Origin of the sequence: Campylobacter sp. BCW_6889, assembly GCF_001762535.1 — a bacterium.
Lineage (GTDB): Bacteria > Campylobacterota > Campylobacteria > Campylobacterales > Campylobacteraceae > Campylobacter_D > Campylobacter_D jejuni.
In genome coordinates this window covers 105190-122118 of record NZ_MJWZ01000055.1, presented here as the reverse complement: position 1 = coordinate 122118, position 16929 = coordinate 105190, and the positions used below count along the sequence as shown (strand labels likewise).

General features: G+C 30.8%; 18 protein-coding genes. 12 read left to right on the top strand and 6 right to left on the bottom strand.

Features of this window, described 5'->3' with window-relative positions; translation table 11 throughout:
* Nucleotide 1: 1 nt before the first annotated feature.
* Genes bioC through AJ939_RS05200 form a run of 3 tightly spaced genes read right to left on the bottom strand, consistent with a single transcriptional unit; the run spans nucleotide 2 to nucleotide 2435 of the window.
* Nucleotides 2-688 (bottom strand): malonyl-ACP O-methyltransferase BioC, encoded by a 687-nt coding sequence (gene bioC, locus AJ939_RS05210; protein WP_070233675.1) that lies wholly within the window; start codon nucleotides 686-688, stop codon nucleotides 2-4.
* Nucleotides 685-1296 carry a pimeloyl-ACP methyl esterase BioG family protein gene (locus tag AJ939_RS05205; RefSeq protein WP_070233674.1) on the bottom strand — a complete coding sequence of 204 codons (612 nt, stop codon included), beginning with the start codon at nucleotides 1294-1296 and terminating at the stop codon, nucleotides 685-687. Before AJ939_RS05205 ends, bioC begins: the two co-directional genes overlap by 4 nt.
* Nucleotides 1293-2435: an aminotransferase class I/II-fold pyridoxal phosphate-dependent enzyme gene (locus tag AJ939_RS05200; RefSeq protein WP_070276371.1), complete on the bottom strand. Its 1143-nt coding sequence runs from the start codon at nucleotides 2433-2435 to the stop codon at nucleotides 1293-1295. The genes AJ939_RS05205 and AJ939_RS05200 overlap by 4 nt, the downstream gene beginning before the upstream one ends.
* Nucleotides 2436-2502: 67 nt before the next feature.
* Here AJ939_RS05200 and AJ939_RS05195 point away from each other — a divergent pair, with 67 nt between their 5' ends.
* Nucleotides 2503-3786 (top strand): adenosylmethionine--8-amino-7-oxononanoate transaminase, encoded by a 1284-nt coding sequence (locus AJ939_RS05195; protein ID WP_070276373.1) that lies wholly within the window; start codon nucleotides 2503-2505, stop codon nucleotides 3784-3786.
* Here AJ939_RS05195 and AJ939_RS05190 read toward each other — a convergent pair.
* The 3 genes from AJ939_RS05190 to AJ939_RS05180 are packed head-to-tail and all read right to left on the bottom strand — an operon-like array spanning nucleotide 3773 to nucleotide 5043.
* Nucleotides 3773-4378 carry a dethiobiotin synthase gene (locus tag AJ939_RS05190; RefSeq protein WP_070233671.1) on the bottom strand — a complete coding sequence of 202 codons (606 nt, stop codon included), beginning with the start codon at nucleotides 4376-4378 and terminating at the stop codon, nucleotides 3773-3775. The genes AJ939_RS05195 and AJ939_RS05190 overlap by 14 nt on opposite strands.
* A 9-nt stretch (nucleotides 4379-4387) precedes the next feature.
* Complete coding sequence (locus tag AJ939_RS05185) at nucleotides 4388-4702, bottom strand: DMT family transporter (protein ID WP_002794052.1); 315 nt, start codon at nucleotides 4700-4702, stop codon at nucleotides 4388-4390.
* A gap of 2 nt (nucleotides 4703-4704) precedes the next feature.
* The gene (locus AJ939_RS05180) at nucleotides 4705-5043 is read right to left on the bottom strand and encodes a DMT family transporter (RefSeq protein ID WP_002892867.1); all 339 of its coding nucleotides are present in this window, start codon (nucleotides 5041-5043) and stop codon (nucleotides 4705-4707) included.
* 131 nt (nucleotides 5044-5174) lie between these two features.
* On the opposite strand from AJ939_RS05180, the gene AJ939_RS05175 reads away from it, so the two are divergent.
* From AJ939_RS05175 to dxs, 11 genes are read left to right on the top strand one after another with little or no spacing between them, the layout of a single operon-like run.
* Entirely contained in the window at nucleotides 5175-5711 is a 537-nt protein-coding gene (locus tag AJ939_RS05175; RefSeq protein WP_002791314.1) for a 50S ribosomal protein L25/general stress protein Ctc, read from the top strand.
* Nucleotides 5708-6253: an aminoacyl-tRNA hydrolase gene (gene pth, locus AJ939_RS05170; protein ID WP_002892865.1), complete on the top strand. Its 546-nt coding sequence runs from the start codon at nucleotides 5708-5710 to the stop codon at nucleotides 6251-6253. Before AJ939_RS05175 ends, pth begins: the two co-directional genes overlap by 4 nt.
* Nucleotide 6254: 1 nt before the next feature.
* Entirely contained in the window at nucleotides 6255-7313 is a 1059-nt protein-coding gene (locus AJ939_RS05165; RefSeq protein ID WP_070239976.1) for an LptF/LptG family permease, read from the top strand.
* 43 nt (nucleotides 7314-7356) lie between these two features.
* Nucleotides 7357-8565, top strand: a complete 1209-nt coding sequence (gene lysA, locus AJ939_RS05160; RefSeq protein WP_070239978.1) for a diaminopimelate decarboxylase — start codon at nucleotides 7357-7359, stop codon at nucleotides 8563-8565.
* Nucleotide 8566: 1 nt separating this feature from the next.
* Nucleotides 8567-9328: an HAD-IIA family hydrolase gene (locus AJ939_RS05155; protein ID WP_070239980.1), complete on the top strand. Its 762-nt coding sequence runs from the start codon at nucleotides 8567-8569 to the stop codon at nucleotides 9326-9328.
* The gene (pheA, locus tag AJ939_RS05150; protein WP_070239982.1) at nucleotides 9322-10395 is read left to right on the top strand and encodes a prephenate dehydratase; all 1074 of its coding nucleotides are present in this window, start codon (nucleotides 9322-9324) and stop codon (nucleotides 10393-10395) included. The genes AJ939_RS05155 and pheA overlap by 7 nt, the downstream gene beginning before the upstream one ends.
* A complete protein-coding gene (gene hisC, locus AJ939_RS05145; protein WP_002922251.1) occupies nucleotides 10385-11479 on the top strand; it encodes a histidinol-phosphate transaminase in 1095 nt (364 codons plus the stop codon). The genes pheA and hisC overlap by 11 nt, the downstream gene beginning before the upstream one ends.
* 53 nt (nucleotides 11480-11532) lie before the next feature.
* Nucleotides 11533-13215 (top strand): flagellar basal-body MS-ring/collar protein FliF, encoded by a 1683-nt coding sequence (gene fliF / locus AJ939_RS05140; protein WP_002861099.1) that lies wholly within the window; start codon nucleotides 11533-11535, stop codon nucleotides 13213-13215.
* Nucleotides 13215-14243: a flagellar motor switch protein FliG gene (fliG, locus tag AJ939_RS05135; RefSeq protein WP_002854670.1), complete on the top strand. Its 1029-nt coding sequence runs from the start codon at nucleotides 13215-13217 to the stop codon at nucleotides 14241-14243. Before fliF ends, fliG begins: the two co-directional genes overlap by 1 nt.
* A 7-nt stretch (nucleotides 14244-14250) precedes the next feature.
* Nucleotides 14251-15081, top strand: a complete 831-nt coding sequence (fliH, locus tag AJ939_RS05130) for a flagellar assembly protein FliH (RefSeq protein WP_070233667.1) — start codon at nucleotides 14251-14253, stop codon at nucleotides 15079-15081.
* Nucleotides 15074-16921 carry a 1-deoxy-D-xylulose-5-phosphate synthase gene (gene dxs / locus AJ939_RS05125; RefSeq protein ID WP_070233666.1) on the top strand — a complete coding sequence of 616 codons (1848 nt, stop codon included), beginning with the start codon at nucleotides 15074-15076 and terminating at the stop codon, nucleotides 16919-16921. The genes fliH and dxs overlap by 8 nt, the downstream gene beginning before the upstream one ends.
* The last annotated feature ends 8 nt before the right edge of the window (nucleotides 16922-16929 follow it).

Below are 16929 nucleotides of genomic sequence, written 5' to 3'. Positions count from 1 at the left end.
TTCATTTTATATCATTTTTGCATAAAATAAATACAGGATGATAAGTGAGTTTGTTTTGAAATTTTTCTTCAAATTCTTTTAAAAAACTTTTATTTAAAGGATAAAATCCTAAAGAATTTACACCGCTAAATTTTAAATGCCTAAAAACATCTAAAGCATTATCAAAGCTTAATTCTATGAGTTCTTGAGTAATTTTTACCTCATTAAAATAGACTTTAAAAATTTGCTCTAATTCATTTAAGCTAAAATAATTTAAACCAAAACCCGTGCTTTGCTTGATTTCTTTTAAATTTTGTTCTGCAAAAGTAGAAAGAAGTAAAATCCCATTTTGATTTAGCATATCCCTAAGACTTGGTAAAATGCGTTTTAAATCAAGCCATTGCAAAGTTGCATTTGAAACAATAAGATCAAATTTCTCTTTACTTAAATCTTGTTTTGCAATTTCGTTCATATCAAAAATTAAAATATTAGAATTTTCTTTAAAATCTAAAATATCGTTTTTTAAATATTCATCAAAAGTAATGAAATTTTGAAGTTTTTTGCTCAATTCACCTCTACCGCAACCAAATTCAAACACTTTTTCAAAATGTGAAATTTTTAAATCTTTTAAAATTTCACAAAGTTTTAAACCCATAAAATCTTGCACTTTTGCATGTTTTTCATAATCTTTTGCTTTTAAAAAATTCAAATTTCATCCCAAGTTTTAAAATCAAAAAAAGCAAAATGCGGTTCATCTAAAAAAATAAGTTTTGAAAAAGCATTTTTTAAAGTATTTGGTGGAAAAATTTTATCTTCTTTACTTGAATAAACCTTATCCCAAAGCAAATTTTCTTCTTGTTTTGTTAAAGCAAAGTCAAAAAGTTTTTCAAGTTCTATTTTTAAAGCTTTTTCATCTTTAAAAATAAAATCTTTGACTAAGCTTTTGCGTTCTTCAAATAAAACTTCTTTGAAATTTTCTAATTTAAAATTTTGCAGGGTTTTTTTAAAAATTGTAGGATGAATTCCTTTTGATTTATCTATACCTAAATTTGTGCCATTTATGGCTATTTTTTGTTTAAAATTAAGCTCTTTTAAAAGTCTATTTGCTACGCAAACCCCCATAGAAAAAGCGATTAAAAAAAGTTCATCAAAAGCTTTGAAATCAAAATTTAAATCAAAATTTTCATAATCATAAAATAAAATCACATTTTTATTGCTTTTTAAATGCGAAAAATGACTAGGATGTGAAGCAAATCCCCCAAATATCACTATAAGTTTTTTTGAATCAGGATTTTTACATAAAAATTCATATTTCATAAAAGCTCTATTATCCTTTCAAGTTCTTCTGTGTTAAGTCCTGCATGTAAGGAAAAACGAATTCTGGCTTTATTCTTTGGCACGGTAGGTTCTTTGATCGCAGGAGCAAAAAATCCAGCTTTTTGGAGTTTTTGTGAAATTTCTAAGGCTTTTTTATTTTCACCTAAAAGCAAGCAAATAATATAAGCATCGCCTAAAACAGTGTGATTTTTTTCTTGCAATTTACTTTTAAAAAAAGTACTTAAAAACTCTAATTTTTCTCTTTCTTTCTTAAAATAAGGCATTTTTTTAAAAATAAATTGCGTCCAAGCTACATTAATAGGTGGCAAGGCTGTAGAATAAATAAAAGCTCTAGCTTTGTTGATGAAAAATTTTTTATATTTTTCATCACATATTATACAAGCACCTATGGAAGCAATGGCTTTACCAAAGGTAAAAACCAAAAAATCCACTTCATTTTCCAAGGCTAGTTTTTTAACAAGCCCCAAACCTTCTTCATCAAAACAACCCACGCTGTGTGCTTCATCTATATAAAGCTTAATTTTATCATAACGTCTTTTAAGCTCACACAAAGTTTTAAAATCGCTAAAATCTCCATCCATACTAAACAAAGCTTCGCTTAAAACGATGATATTTTCATATTTATCATAATGTTTTTGGATTAAACTCTCTAAATGATTCATATCTTTATGATGAAAACGAAAAAAATCAGCTCCGCCAAGTCTTAAACCATCAATCATACTTGCATGAATAAATTTATCGGTTAAAAAAAGCGTCTTAGAAACGCTAGAAAGTGCTGCTATACAAGAGATATTTAGATGATAACCACTATTAAAATGTAAAATTTCCTTATCTTTAAATTTAGTCTTTAAAAAACTTTCTAATTCTTCATAAATTTCAAAATTTCCACTCAAACTTCTTGAACTCGAACTTGAAAAAAATAAATCTTGATCTTTTAAGGTGTTCAAAAACTCAGCTTTTAACTCTTTAGAAGACGCCAAATAAAGATAATCATTTCCTGCTAAATTTAAAAGTTTTTGATCTTGCTTATAAACAAATTTATTTTCATGTTTTAAAGGCGTTAGAGTTCTTAGATTGTGATTTTGCTCTAGATCTTGCAAAATTTTTTCAAGCTTCATTTTTTTCCTGTAAATTTAAAAATTTAAAGTATTATTTTGCCAAAATATTTTTAAAAAAGAAGTTATGATGCAAAATCAAATCTTAAAAAATCTCGATTTAAAACACATTTGGCACCCTTGCACACAAATGAAAGATCACGAAACTTTACCTTTAATCCCTATAAAAACAGCAAAAGGCGTGTGGCTTTATGATTTTGATGATAAAGCTTATATGGATTGTGTGAGTTCTTGGTGGGTAAATCTTTTTGGTCATTGTAATGAAAAAATCGCAAATGCCATTAAAAAACAAGTTAATGAGCTTGAACATGTGATTTTAGCAGGTTTTACACATGAGCCTATCATCAAACTTTCGGCTAGACTTTGTGAAAAAGTGGGGCGTGATTTTAATAAATGTTTTTATGCAGATAATGGCTCAAGTGTCATTGAAGTAGCACTTAAAATGAGTTTTCATTATCATTTAAATAAAGGTTTGAAAAAAAATAAATTTTTATCCCTAAGCAATTCCTATCATGGTGAAACCTTAGGGGCTTTAAGCGTAGGCGATGTTGCGCTATATAAAGATACTTACAAAGCCTTGCTTTTAGAGTGTTTAAGCACTCCTGTGCCACAAGGTAAAGACTATACTAAAGAGCTTGAAATTTTAAAAGATATTTTAGAAAAACACTCGAGTGAAATTTGTGCTTTTATTCTTGAACCCTTGGTGCAATGTGCGGGAAATATGCACATGTATGAAGTTGGTTTTATCGATGAAGCGATCAAGCTTTGCCATGATTTTAATGTGCAAGTGATTTTTGATGAAATTGCAGTGGGTTTTGGACGCACAGGAACTTTGTTTGCCTTGCATCAATGCAAACAAAGCCCTGATTTTATCTGTCTTTCAAAGGGAATTACAGGAGGATTTATGCCTCTTTCTGTGGTGCTTACAAAGGATGAAATTTATAATGCCTTTTATGCACCTTATAGCGAGCAAAAAGCCTTTTTACATTCTCATAGTTATACAGGAAATACTCTAGCTTGTGCAGCGGCTAATGCGGTTTTAGATATCTTTGAAAATGAAAATATTTTAGAAAAAAATCAAATTTTAAGCGCCTTTATCCAACAAGAATTTTCAAAACTTAAAAAATTTGATTTTTTAGGAAATTTTAGAACTTGCGGAATGATTAGTGCTTTTGATATTTTAAGTTATAAATATGAACGCGTGGGGCTTTTTGTATTTCAAAAAGCCTTAGAAAAAGGTTTGCTTTTAAGACCTTTGGCAAATACGATTTATTTTATGCCTCCTTACATCATCACAAAAGAACAAATCGTTTATGTAGTAGAGAGTTTAGAGCAGATTTTTAAGGAATTTTAAGTTGTAAAATTTCTTGCATTTGTTCTTTAAAATCTTTATTTAAAATACTATTTTCATCAAAAAAATCAAGATTGATTATAGGAATTTTTGCATAATTTTTTATAAAATCATCTTGTAAGATATCTTTTTTACCCATCATCACAAGGGCTAAAATATTGATATTTCTTTGCTTTAAAGCTTCAATGCTAAGCAAGATATGATTAATACTTCCAAGATAGTATTTTGCTACTAAAATCGTAGGGTGTTTAAAAATATTCATAAAATCAATCATAGTGTAATTTTCATCCATAGGAGAAAAAAGCCCACCCGCAAGCTCAATAAGTAGGTTTTTGCTTTTTGGTAAAATGATATCTAAGGCTTTATAATCAAGCTTTTCTTTGATTTTTCCAAGATGAGGAGAAGCTGGAGTTTGCAAAAAAATACCTTCTTTAAAAATCTTTGTTTTTGGGCTAAATTTTGCAATAAAATCGCTATCTGTTGGAGTTCCTGCTTGAATGAGTTTAAAATAGTCATAGTTAAAATTCGCGCAAAAAGCTGCACTAAAATGTGTTTTTCCTACATCAGTATGTATTCCACTCACATAAATTTGCACAAAAAATCCTTAAGAAAGAAATTTTAAACCTACTGTACAAGCAATAATCACAGCGATTAAAAAAAGTTTTAAAAAACTTTTACTTTCTTTATAAAAAAGTACTCCTATCATTACCCCACCAGCAGTTCCAGCTCCTGTCCATATAGCATAAGCAACACTCATAGCGATATTTTGCATACTTAAGCTTAAAAAAGTAAAAGAAAATCCAAAACACACAATCAAAGCCAAAAGGTAAAGCTTGTTTTTAGTGCTTACAAGTTCTTTCATGATCACCACACCAAAAATTTCACAAGCAGTAGCTAAAAACAAATAAAACCATTCCATAACTAAGCTTCCTTGCTTACCCATTTAAGGGCTATAATGCTTAAAAGTAAAATCGCTATAAGCACAAGTTTAACTATAGAAACAGCCTCGTTAAAAATAAACATTTCATTTAAAACCACCCCAACAGTGCCAATGCCTACAAAAACACTATAAGTAATACTTACTTCAAGTCTTTCACAAGCTTTTAAAAAGCAAGTAAAAGAAATACAAACCCCAATGGCTGTTAAAATATAGTGCCAAATTTCTGTAGAATACTTAAGTCCGCTTACCCAAAAGCATTCTATAATCCCACCTAAGATTATTAAAAACCAAGCTATATTGATATTGAATTTTTCATTCACATGAAGCCTTAAATTAACATAATTTATAAAACAAATTATATCTTAAAGAAATTAAAAGAAGCTATAAATTTACTTTTCCATAAGCCAAAATTAGATATAATCAAAGCTCATTTTTTAAGAAAGGACAAAAGATGTTAGAAGGTATCGTTAGAGAGAGTATCGGTAGAAAAGCTGCTAAAGCTTTAAAAAGAGATGGTTATCTAATCGCAAACATCTATGGAAAAGGATTAGAAAACATCAATGCCGCTTTTAAAGTAAATGAGTTTATTAAGGAAGTTCGTAAAAAAACTACTTTAATTTTTGATGTAAAAGTAGGTTCTCAAACTTTAAGCGTTGTAGTTGTGGATTATCAAAAAGATCCTGTAACTGCAGAACTTAAACATGTGGATTTAAAAGTTGCACAAAAAGGTGTGATTTCTAAATACATGGTTCCAGTTAAAATCACAGGAACAGCTATAGGTCTTAAAAATAAAGGTGTTTTAATCCAATCAAAAAGAAGATTAAAAGTAAAATGTGCAGCTGAAAATTTGCCAAATTTCTTCGAACTTGATGTAAGTAAGCTTGATGTGGGTGATGCTTTGCTTGTTCGTGATATTGTAGTTCCTGCGGGAGTAACTATGATTGATGCTGATAGAGTAGCGGTTGTAGGTGTAGAAAAAGCTAGATGATTTTAGTCGTAGGGCTTGGCAATATAGGCGTAGAGTATGAAAATACCCGTCATAATGTCGGTTTTATGCTAATTGACTTGCTTTTAAAAGAAAGCAATTTTACAAATCTTACAAACTCTAAATTTAAAGGAGAACTTTTTAAAATAGGTTCTTCTTTGCTTCTTCTTAAACCTAGTACTTATATGAATAATTCAGGACTTAGTGTAAAAGCAGTGAATGATTTTTATAAATGCGAAAGAATGATAGTTATCCATGATGATATAGATATAAATTTAGGAGCCTTGCGCTTTAAAAAAGGCGGTTCAAGTGGTGGACATAATGGGCTTAAAAGCATAGATACTTTATGTGGAAATGATTATGAAAGAGTGCGTATAGGAGTGGGAAAGGGTGAAAATGTGATTTCCCATGTTTTGGGCAAGTTTAAAGCCGAAGAAGAAATAACTTTAAGCAAAGTTTTAGAGCATACAAAAAAAGCTTTGCTTGAGCTTATTGAAAATGATGATTTGTCTGCTATATCATCTAAATACAGCCTAAAGGCTTAAGATGTGGATATTTTTTCGTTTTATTTCAGGGATTTATCTAAAAAATTTTTTTATTATATTTTTTTCTTTACTTGGTTTTTATTGTGGTATTGATTTGCTCTTAAATTTTAAAGATCTACCAAAAGCCGCAAATCTTGATTTGCTTTATATTATGTTTTTATCTTTCTCGGCAGTACCTTATGTATTACCCATTTCTTTGATTTTTGCCTTGGTAGTTTCTTTGATTTCCATGATCAGGGCAAATGAATTTGTAAGTCTTTATGCATTAGGACTGAGCAGAAATTATGTTATTTTATTTCCTTTTTTATGGGCTTTATTTTTTTGTTGTATTTATATAGGATTGAATTTTACTTCTTTTGCTTATGCAAATGATTATAAGAGAAATATTTTAAAAAATGGCACTATTATGAATCAAAGTGGAGAAGTGTTTTTGAAATTTAACAATAATTTTGTTTATATTTCAAAGATAAATCATGGACAAAATAGTGCTCAAAATATAAAAATTTTTAATATCAATGATTTAAATTTAAGCTCTTTTGTAAGTGCTAAAAATGCCCATTTTGAAGGTGAAAGTTGGATTTTGCGAGATGGTAATATTACATTATTACCTAAAAATTATGAACTTGCTAATGATGGTTTAAAGATACAAGATTTCTCCGAGCTTAAATCACTTGAGGGTTTTAAACCAAAGATTATAGAAGGGGTTGCTAGTAATAGTGATTATTCAATATCTGACGCACTTGAAAGTTTTGAGCTTTTTAAGGCGCAAAATGTCAATACAGATGCTCTTAAAATCAATCTTTATAAATTTGTTTTTACTCCTTTTTTTGCACCATTTTTAATGCTTATTATGTATTATTTTTTTCCTGTAATAGCAAGATTTTTTAATCTTGCTTTTGTAACTTTTATAGCTTTTGTAGTGACTTTGATGATTTGGGGAGTCTTGTTTTTGCTTACTAGATTAAGCGAAAATAGTGTGATTGCAAGTGAAATTGGCATTGTAGTGCCTATTATAATTTTGGGTTGTTTAAGTGCTTATATGTATTATAAGCATCGATAAATTAAGCTTTGTGTAGTAAAATTATAAAAATTAAAGGTTAAATATGGATTATAAACAATTAAAGCAAGAATTTAATACTCCTTTTTATATTTACAATTTTGATTTCATAAAAGAGCGTTTTTTAAATCTCAAAGAGGCTTTTAAGGCTAGAAAATCTCAAATTTTTTATGCTGTAAAAGCCAATTCAAATTTAAGTTTGTTGCAAATGCTTGCAAATTTAGATAGTGGATTTGATTGTGTGAGTATAGGCGAGGTAAAGCGTGCCTTAAAAGCAGGGGCAAAAGCTTATAAGATTATTTTTAGTGGAGTAGGAAAAACCAAAGAAGAGTTAAGACAAGCTTTAGAATATGATATTTTATATATTAACCTTGAAAGCGAAGCTGAAATGATGCTTTTAGAAAGTGTGGCTAAAGAACTTAATCTAAAGGCAAGAATTAGTATTCGTGTTAATCCAAATGTTGATGCAAAAACTCATCCTTATATTTCTACAGGATTAAATGAAAATAAATTTGGTGTTGAAATTGATATAGCAAGAAAAATGTATCTTTATACAAAAAATTCATCTTTTTTAGAGCCTGTTGGAGTGCATTTTCATATAGGTTCGCAACTTTTAGATATTTCTCCTATTCATGAAGCAGCAGCCATTGTCGCAAAACTTGTAAGAGAGTTAAAAGCCTTGCAAATCGATCTTAAATTTTTTGATATAGGCGGTGGCTTGGGTGTGGCTTATGAAAAAGATGAGTGTGAAGTTGATCTTTATAATTATGCACAAGGTATATTAGCACAACTTCATGGGCTTGATTTAACCATAGGAATGGAGCCTGGAAGGTATTTAGTTGCTAAAAGTGGAGAATTTGTTTGTTCAGTACTTTATGAAAAACAAAATAAAACCAAGCGTTTTGTTGTAGTAGATGGAGCGATGAATGATCTTATACGCCCAAGTTTATACGAGGCTTATCATGAAATAATCTTACCTTATACTCAAGCCCAAGAGAGTTTATGTGATGTTGTAGGTGGAATTTGTGAGAGTGGAGACTTTTTTGCTAAAGCAAGGTCTTTACCTAGCACTCAAAGTGGTGATATAATGGTTATTAAAAATACTGGAGCTTATGGTTTTAGCATGAGTAGTAACTACAATACTCGTAATAAAGTTTGCGAATTAGCCCTTGAAGAAGGACAGGTAAGATTGATCCGTCAAAGAGAAAATTTTGAAAATCAAATCGTTTTAGAAGAGAAATTTTTAAAGGCTTAAAATGTTTTTTTTAGATGTTCAAGGGACTTTAATTTCTGATCATGATAAGAGTTTAATCCATGGTGCTAAAGAATTGATCGATTTTTTAAATGCAAAAAATCTTCCTTATGTTATTATTACTAACAATACAAAAAAACTTGATTTTTTAGAAAAATTACAGCAAAAAGGATTGGCTATAAAAGAAAATGCTTATATTGATCCTTTTAGCGTTTTAAAACACCTTTTAAAACCTTGTAAAGTTGTGGCTTTTGGTGCAGATGAGTTTGTAAAAAGTCTTGAAAATCTTGGTTTTGAACTTGATTTTGTAAATCCTAGTGCTGTGCTTGTAGCTAGTTATGATGATTTTAAATTTAAAGATTTTGCTAGTATGATAGAATTTGCTAGAAGAGAAGTTAGGTTTATAGCTATGCACGAAACTAGCATTTATAAAAAAGATGGCAGGCCTTATCCTGGTGTAGGTAGCATTATGGCTATGCTTAAAAATGCTATTGATTTTAAATACGAGGTTGTGGGTAAGCCTAGCATTGCTTTTTATAAAGAAGCTTTAAATTTGATAAGAAGACAAAATTCAAAAATCGATTTTGAAGATATTAAAATCATTAGTGATGATTTTAGAGGAGATTTGCTTAAGGCAAAAGAACTCGGCATGAAAACCTTGTTAGTTTTAAGCGGCAAAATAAGCGACACAAAAGGGCTTGATACGGATTTGCTTGATGGAGTTTATCCTAGTGTTTTTGAGTTTTTAAAGGAGCTAAAATGCTAAATTTAGAAGAATTTAGAAATAAAATCGATGCGGTTGATGATAAAATTTTAGAACTTTTAAACGAAAGAATGACTTATGTTAAAAGCATAGGCGAGCTTAAACAAAGTAGCGGGGGAAGTATTTATCGTCCTGAGCGCGAAAGAGCCATTATCAATCGTTTAAAAAATGCAAATTTAGGACTTTTAGATCAAAATGCCATAGAGGCAATTTATCAAGAAATTTTTGCAGTTTCAAGAAATTTAGAAATGCCTCAAACTATAGCTTATTTAGGGCCTGAAGGAACTTATACTCATCAAGCAGCAAGAAGTCGTTTTGGAGCGATGAGTCGTTATATAGCCTTGGCTAATATCGAAGATGTTTTTAAAGAGTTAAGCAACAAAGAAGCAAAATACGGTGTTGTGCCTATAGAAAATAATACCGAAGGTGCAGTAGGTATTACTTTAGATTGTCTAGGTAGGTATAATGAGCTTAAAATTTTTGGTGAAATTTATATGGATATTCATCATTCTTTTGTGGGAATTAATGAAAATTTAAAAGAAATCAAACGTATTTATTCGCATCCACAAGGTTATAATCAATGTCGTAAATTTTTAGAAAGTCATGAACTTAGTGCTATAGAATTTGTTCCTTCAAAATCTACAGCTAATGCGGCTTATCTAGCTTCGCAAGATAAATATGCAGCAGCAATTTGCTCTAAAATAGCGGCTAAGCTTTATAATGTGCCTGTGCTTTTTGATAAAATAGAAGATAATGCAGCCAATAAAACAAGATTTTTAATTTTAAGCGATATTAAAAATCCTAAAATGCCAAATTGTAAAACTTCTATTTTAGCACACACAGCACATAAACCTGGGGGGCTTAGCTTTTTATTAGAGCAGTTTAAAAAAGAAAATATCAATCTTACCAAGCTTGAATCTCGTCCTGTAAAATCAAAAGAATTTTTACACAGTTTTTATATAGATTTTGAAGGGCATATTGATGATGAAAATGTAAAAAAAGCTTTAAAAGATATACAAGAGATTGTTTGGCTTGGATCTTATTTATCAGGAGAGAAAGATGAAATTTAATGAATTTTTAAATCATTTAAGCAATTATGAACCCGGCAAAGATATAGAAGTTATTGCTAAAGAATATGGCGTTAAAGAAGTGATAAAATTAGCAAGTAATGAAAATCCTTTTGGCACGCCACCAAAAGCTATAGAATGTTTAAGACAAAATGCAAACAAAGCCCATCTTTACCCTGATGATAGTATGATAGAACTTAAAAGCACATTGGCTCAAAAATACAAAGTTCAAAATGAAAATATTATTATCGGTGCAGGCAGTGATCAAGTGATTGAATTTGCTATACATGCTAAGTTAAATTCTAAAAATGCTTTTTTGCAAGCTGGAGTTACCTTTGCTATGTATGAAATTTACGCCAAACAATGCGGTGCAAAGTGCTATAAAACTCAAAGCATTACTCATAATTTAGATGAGTTTAAAAAGCTTTATGAAACGCACAAAGATGAAATTAAACTCATTTTCTTATGCTTGCCAAACAATCCTTTAGGCGAGTGTTTGGATGCAAGTGAAGTGACCAAATTTATTAAAGGTGTGGAGGAGGATTGTTTAGTTGTGATTGATGCAGCTTATAATGAATTTGCAAGTTTTAAAGATAGCAAAAAACATTTAGAACCTTGTGAATTGATTAAAGAATTTGACAATGTACTTTATTTGGGAACTTTTTCTAAGCTTTATGGATTAGGAGGCTTACGCATTGGTTATGGCATAGCTGATGCTAGTATTATTAGTGCATTTTACAAGCTTCGTGCGCCTTTTAATGTGAGCAATCTTGCTTTAAAAGCAGCAGTTGCAGCAATGGATGATGATGAATTTACTGAAAAAACTTTAGAGAATAATTTTTCTCAAATGGAGCTTTATAAAGAATTTGCTAAAAAACATAATATCAAAATCATTGATAGTTATACAAATTTCATCACTTATTTTTTTGATGAAAAAAATAGTACAGATTTGTCTGAAAAATTGCTTAAAAAGGGTATAATAATAAGAAATTTAAAAAGCTATGGTTTAAATGCTATACGCATTACTATAGGAACATCTTATGAAAATGAAAGATTTTTTACAGAATTTGATAAGATTTTAAGATAGATATAAATCAAATAAAAATATGTAAAATTCGCCAAACTAAGGGATGAGAATTAATGGATTTTAAAAATATGTTTCATCAAATTGGGCAACTTTATCAAAATTTAACTCGCAAGCAGCGTATAGTGATTGCTGCATCTATTGTAGTGGTGGTTGGGTTTTTGGTTTTTTTAGCTTTATTTCGCGGAAGTGGTAGTAATGCAAATAATGGATATGCAGTTTTAGTTGAAAATGTAAGTCCAAGTTCTTCTGCTGCAATTGTAGCTAAACTTGAACAAAATAATATTCCCTATAAATTAGAAAGTGAAAATAAAATTTTAGTTCCACAAGATCAGGTTTATCGTCAAAGAATGTTTATTGCAAGCGAAGGTCTTATAAAAGATAGTCGCGTGGGTTTTGAAGCTTTTGATACTCAAGCTTTTGGAGCTACAAATGAAGAACAAAAGGTAAAATACCAAAGAGCCATAGAAGGCGAACTTGCAAGAACTATTGAGACTTTAGAACCTATTCGTAGCGCTGTTGTACACATAGCATTTCCTAAAGATAGTGTTTTTACCGAAAGGCAAATTCCGCCTACAGCTTCAGTTGTTGTTAATGTTCGCGAAGGCTTAAAGCTTACTAGAAAACAAATTGATGGTATAAAAAATATTGTTTCAGCGGCGGTTCCAAAACTTACTAAAGAAAATGTTAAGATTAGTGATCAAAGTGGTGTGCCTTTAGATGAGCAAGAAGCATATGAAGATGATTTGGTTCGTGCGCAAATTAAATTTAAAAGTGATCAAGAAAAAGCTTTAGAAGATAAGATTATAGAAAATTTAGCTCCTTTTGCAGGTGGTATGGATAAAGTAAAAGTGAGTGTAAATATAGATTTTGATTTTTCCAAGCAAGAATCTCAAAGTGAAATTTATGATCCAAATCCTATAGTGCGTAGCGAGCAAACTTTAAACGAGGAAAGAACAGGTAGAAAAGATCCAGAAATTCAGGGTGTTCCAGGTGCTGTTTCTAATATAGGTCCTGTTGAAGGACTTGACAATAAGGGTCAAATTGACACTTATAAAAAAAATCAAGTTACTACGAATAATGAACTTTCTAAAACTATTACAAATACCAAAAAACAATTTGCAACAGTTTTACGCACTTCAGCAGCTGTTACTATAGATGGAAAATATCAAGATGTGGTTGATGAAAATGGGGATGTGAAAAGCGAATATGTTCCATTAACCAAAGAAGAGCTTGCAAGTGTTGAGAGTATAGTTAAAAATACTATTAATTTTAGTGCTACTAGAGGTGATAGTGTTGTAGTTCAAAATTTACCATTTCATCGTGAGTCGATTAGAGTTGAGAGTAAAGTTAAAACTTTTTATAATCGTTTTATTGAGCCGTTTATTCCACCGGTTAAGTATTTTATTGCAGCGATTTTACTTTTTATTTTTTACAAAAAAGTTATTACTCCATTTACTCAAAAAATGCTTGAAGATGTCGCAGCGCAAGAAGAAATGCAGCAAGGTCCAAATGCTGTTTTAGATGATGTTGAAGATACTTTGGAAAAAATGAATGCAGCAAGGAAAAAAGTTGAAGAACAACTTGGTTTTGGAGATAATTTCAATGAAGATTCTATCCAGTATGAGGTTTTGCTTGAAAAATTGCGTGGTTTGGTAAGTGATAAAAGCGAGGAAATTGCTGCACTTTTGCAAAATTTAATTCAAAACGATAGTGAATTTGGTGAAAAGGATATGTGATGATAAAGCTAAGTGAAGAACAAAAAATGGTCTATGATGATTTATCGATGCCTGAAAAGGTGGCGATATTTCTTATACAACTTGGCGAAGATGCAACAACTTCTGTGTTTTCACATATGGAAATTGATGTAATTACAGAAATTTCACGTTATATTGCTATGGCTAAAAATGTTGATAGATCCGTAGCTACTGCAGTTTTAGAAGAATTTTACACTCTGCTTCAATCAAATCAATATATTAAAAGCGGTGGTTTGGAATATGCTAAAGAAATACTTTTTCGTACTTTTGGACCAGAGATTGCAAATAAAATTCTTGAAAAACTCACTAAAAGTATGGAGAATAATCAAAATTTTGCTTATTTGGCGCAAATTAAACCACAGCAACTTGCAGACTTTATTACCAAAGAGCACCCACAAACCATCGCTCTTATTTTGGCACACATGGATTCTATTCATGCGGCAGAAACTTTAGAGTATTTTAGTGATGAATTAAGGGCTGAGGTGGTTATAAGAATGGCAAATCTTGGCGATATTTCTCCAAGTATTATTAAAAGAGTTTCTGCAGTGCTAGAAAGCAAGCTTGAAAGTCTTACCTCTTATAAGGTTGAAGTGGGCGGCCCAAGAGCAGTAGCAGAAGTGCTTAATCGTTTGGGTCAAAAAGCAAGCAAATCAACCATTACTTATATTGAACAAAGTGATGAACGCTTAGCAGAGACTATTAAAGAGCTTATGTTCACTTTCGATGATATACAAAAACTTAGTACTCAAGCTATAAGAGAAATTTTAAAAGTAGCTGATAAGCGTGATTTAATGATAGGTTTAAAAGGCGCAAGTGAAGAGTTAAAGCAAAAATTCTTAGCCAATATGTCTACGCGTGCAAGCGAAGCTTTTCTTGAAGAAATGGGTTTTTTGGGTGCTGTGCGTGTTAAAGATGTTGAAGATGCACAAAGAAAGGTTGTTGAAGTGGTGCAAAAACTTGCAGAACAAGGTCTTGTTCAAACAGGCGATGCGGATGAAATGATAGAGTAGGTGAGAGATGGTTAATCGTAGCAATGTAATTTCTGGTGGGGCTTCTGATCAGCATGTTGTTGAAGGATATCGTTTTAAAGTTATTTCAGAATTTGATAATCATATAGGTGAAAAAAAACATACTCAAACTCCAGATGAAGAAAATGCTAATATATCTTTAAATGATGAAAAACCAGTCGAAGAAAATCATGCTATTGCCCCTACGCAAGCTGTTATGGAAACTCAAATTCCAACATTTCAACCAAGTTTTGTTGAAGATTTGCTTAAAAAAACAGATGAAATGTCAAGCAATATTATTAAACTTCAAATGCAAATAGAAAGTCAAGAGAATGAATTTAATAACCGCTTAAATTCAGAACTTGAAAATGCTAAAGAAAAATTTGCCAAAGAAGGTTATGAGAAAGCAAAAGAAGAATTTCAAAAGGAATTGAGTGATTTTAAAGATAAGTATTTAAAAAGTATAGCCAAGCTCGATAATGCTTGTGAAAATCTTGAAAATTTTATAGAAAAAAACGAGAAAGAATTAGCAGATACTGCTATAGATATCGCTAAAGAAGTAATCTTAAAAGAACTTGAACTAAATTCAAGTAAGATAGCTTATGCTTTGGCCAAAGATTTAATCGGCGAGCTTAAGGGTGCTAGTGCAATTGAGCTTAAGGTTAATGCAGAGGATTATGAGTATTTAAAAGAGCAATTTGATCAGAATGCTCATATTAAAATAAGTCTTGATGATGCAATTAGCAAAGGAAGTGTTATTATTATAAGTGACGCAGGCAATATAGAATCCAATCTTAACTCTCGTCTAACTAAAATTAAAAAAATGGTGAATAATGAGTAAAAAATTTGCCCATACTCAAGAAGAGTTAGAAAAGCTAAGTTTAAAAGAATTAGAAAATTTAGCAGCATCTATACGTGAAAAAATCATACAAGTTGTGAGTAAAAATGGTGGACATTTAAGTTCAAATTTGGGTGCTGTAGAACTTAGTATAGCAATGCATTTGGTTTTTGATGCAAAAAAAGATCCTTTTATTTTTGATGTGTCACATCAATCTTATACACACAAGCTTTTAAGCGGAAAAGAAGAAATATTTGATACTTTAAGACAAATCAATGGTTTAAGTGGTTATACAAAACCTAGCGAGGGAGATTATTTTGTAGCAGGGCATTCTAGCACCTCTATTTCTTTGGCAGTAGGTGCTTGTAAGGCCATTGCTTTAAAGGGTGAAAAACGTATTCCTGTTGCTTTGATTGGAGATGGTGCTTTAAGTGCGGGTATGGCCTATGAGGCTTTAAATGAATTGGGTGATTCTAAATTTCCTTGCGTAATACTTTTAAATGATAATGAAATGAGTATTTCAAAACCAATTGGAGCAATTTCAAAGTATCTTTCTCAGGCTATGGCAACGCAGTTTTATCAAAGTTTTAAAAAGCGTATTGCTAAAATGTTGGATATATTGCCTGATAGTGCTACTTATATGGCCAAGCGTTTTGAAGAGAGTTTTAAACTTATTACTCCTGGGCTTTTGTTTGAAGAATTAGGGCTTGAATATATAGGGCCTATTGATGGACATAATTTAGGTGAAATTATTTCTGCATTAAAACAAGCAAAAGCTATGCAAAAGCCTTGTGTGATACATGCTCAAACCATAAAGGGTAAAGGTTATGCTTTAGCTGAAGGAAAACATGCTAAATGGCACGGGGTGGGAGCTTTTGATATAGATAGTGGAGAGAGTGTTAAAAAAAGTGATGCTAAAAAATCTGCTACTGAAATTTTTTCTAAGAATTTGCTTGATTTAGCCTCAAAATATGAAAATATTGTTGGGGTTACGGCGGCTATGCCAAGTGGAACAGGTCTTGATAAGCTTATAGAAAAATATCCAAATCGTTTTTGGGATGTGGCTATTGCAGAACAGCATGCAGTAACTTCTATGGCCGCTATGGCAAAAGAAGGATTTAAACCTTTTATTGCAATATATAGCACCTTTTTACAGCGTGCTTATGATCAAGTGATTCATGATTGTGCGATTATGAATTTAAATGTGGTTTTTGCTATGGATAGAGCAGGGATAGTAGGCGAAGATGGGGAGACGCATCAAGGTGTTTTTGATCTTAGTTTTTTAGCTCCTTTGCCAAATTTCACTCTTTTAGCTCCAAGAGATGAACAAATGATGCAAAATATAATGGAGTATGCTTATTTACATCAAGGACCTATTGCTTTTCGTTATCCTAGAGGGAGTTTTATTTTGGATAAAGAATTTAATCCTTGTGAGATAAAACTTGGTAAGGCGCAATGGCTTGTAAAAAATAGTAGTGAAATTGCTTTTTTAGGTTATGGACAAGGTGTGGCAAAAGCGTGGCAAGTTTTAAGAGCCTTGCAAGAAATGAATAATAATGCTAATTTGATTGATTTAATTTTTGCTAAACCTTTAGATGAAGAGCTTTTGTGTGAGCTTGCTAAAAAAAGTAAAATTTGGTTTATTTTTAGTGAAAATGTTAAAATTGGCGGTATAGAAAGTTTAATTAATAATTTTTTACAAAAATATGATTTGCATGTAAAAGTTATTAGCTTTGAATATGAAGACAAATTTATTGAACATGGAAAAACAAGTGAGGTGGAAAAAAATCTAGAAAAAGATGTCAATAGTTTGTTGACGAAAGTTTTAAAATTTTATCATTAAATAATAAA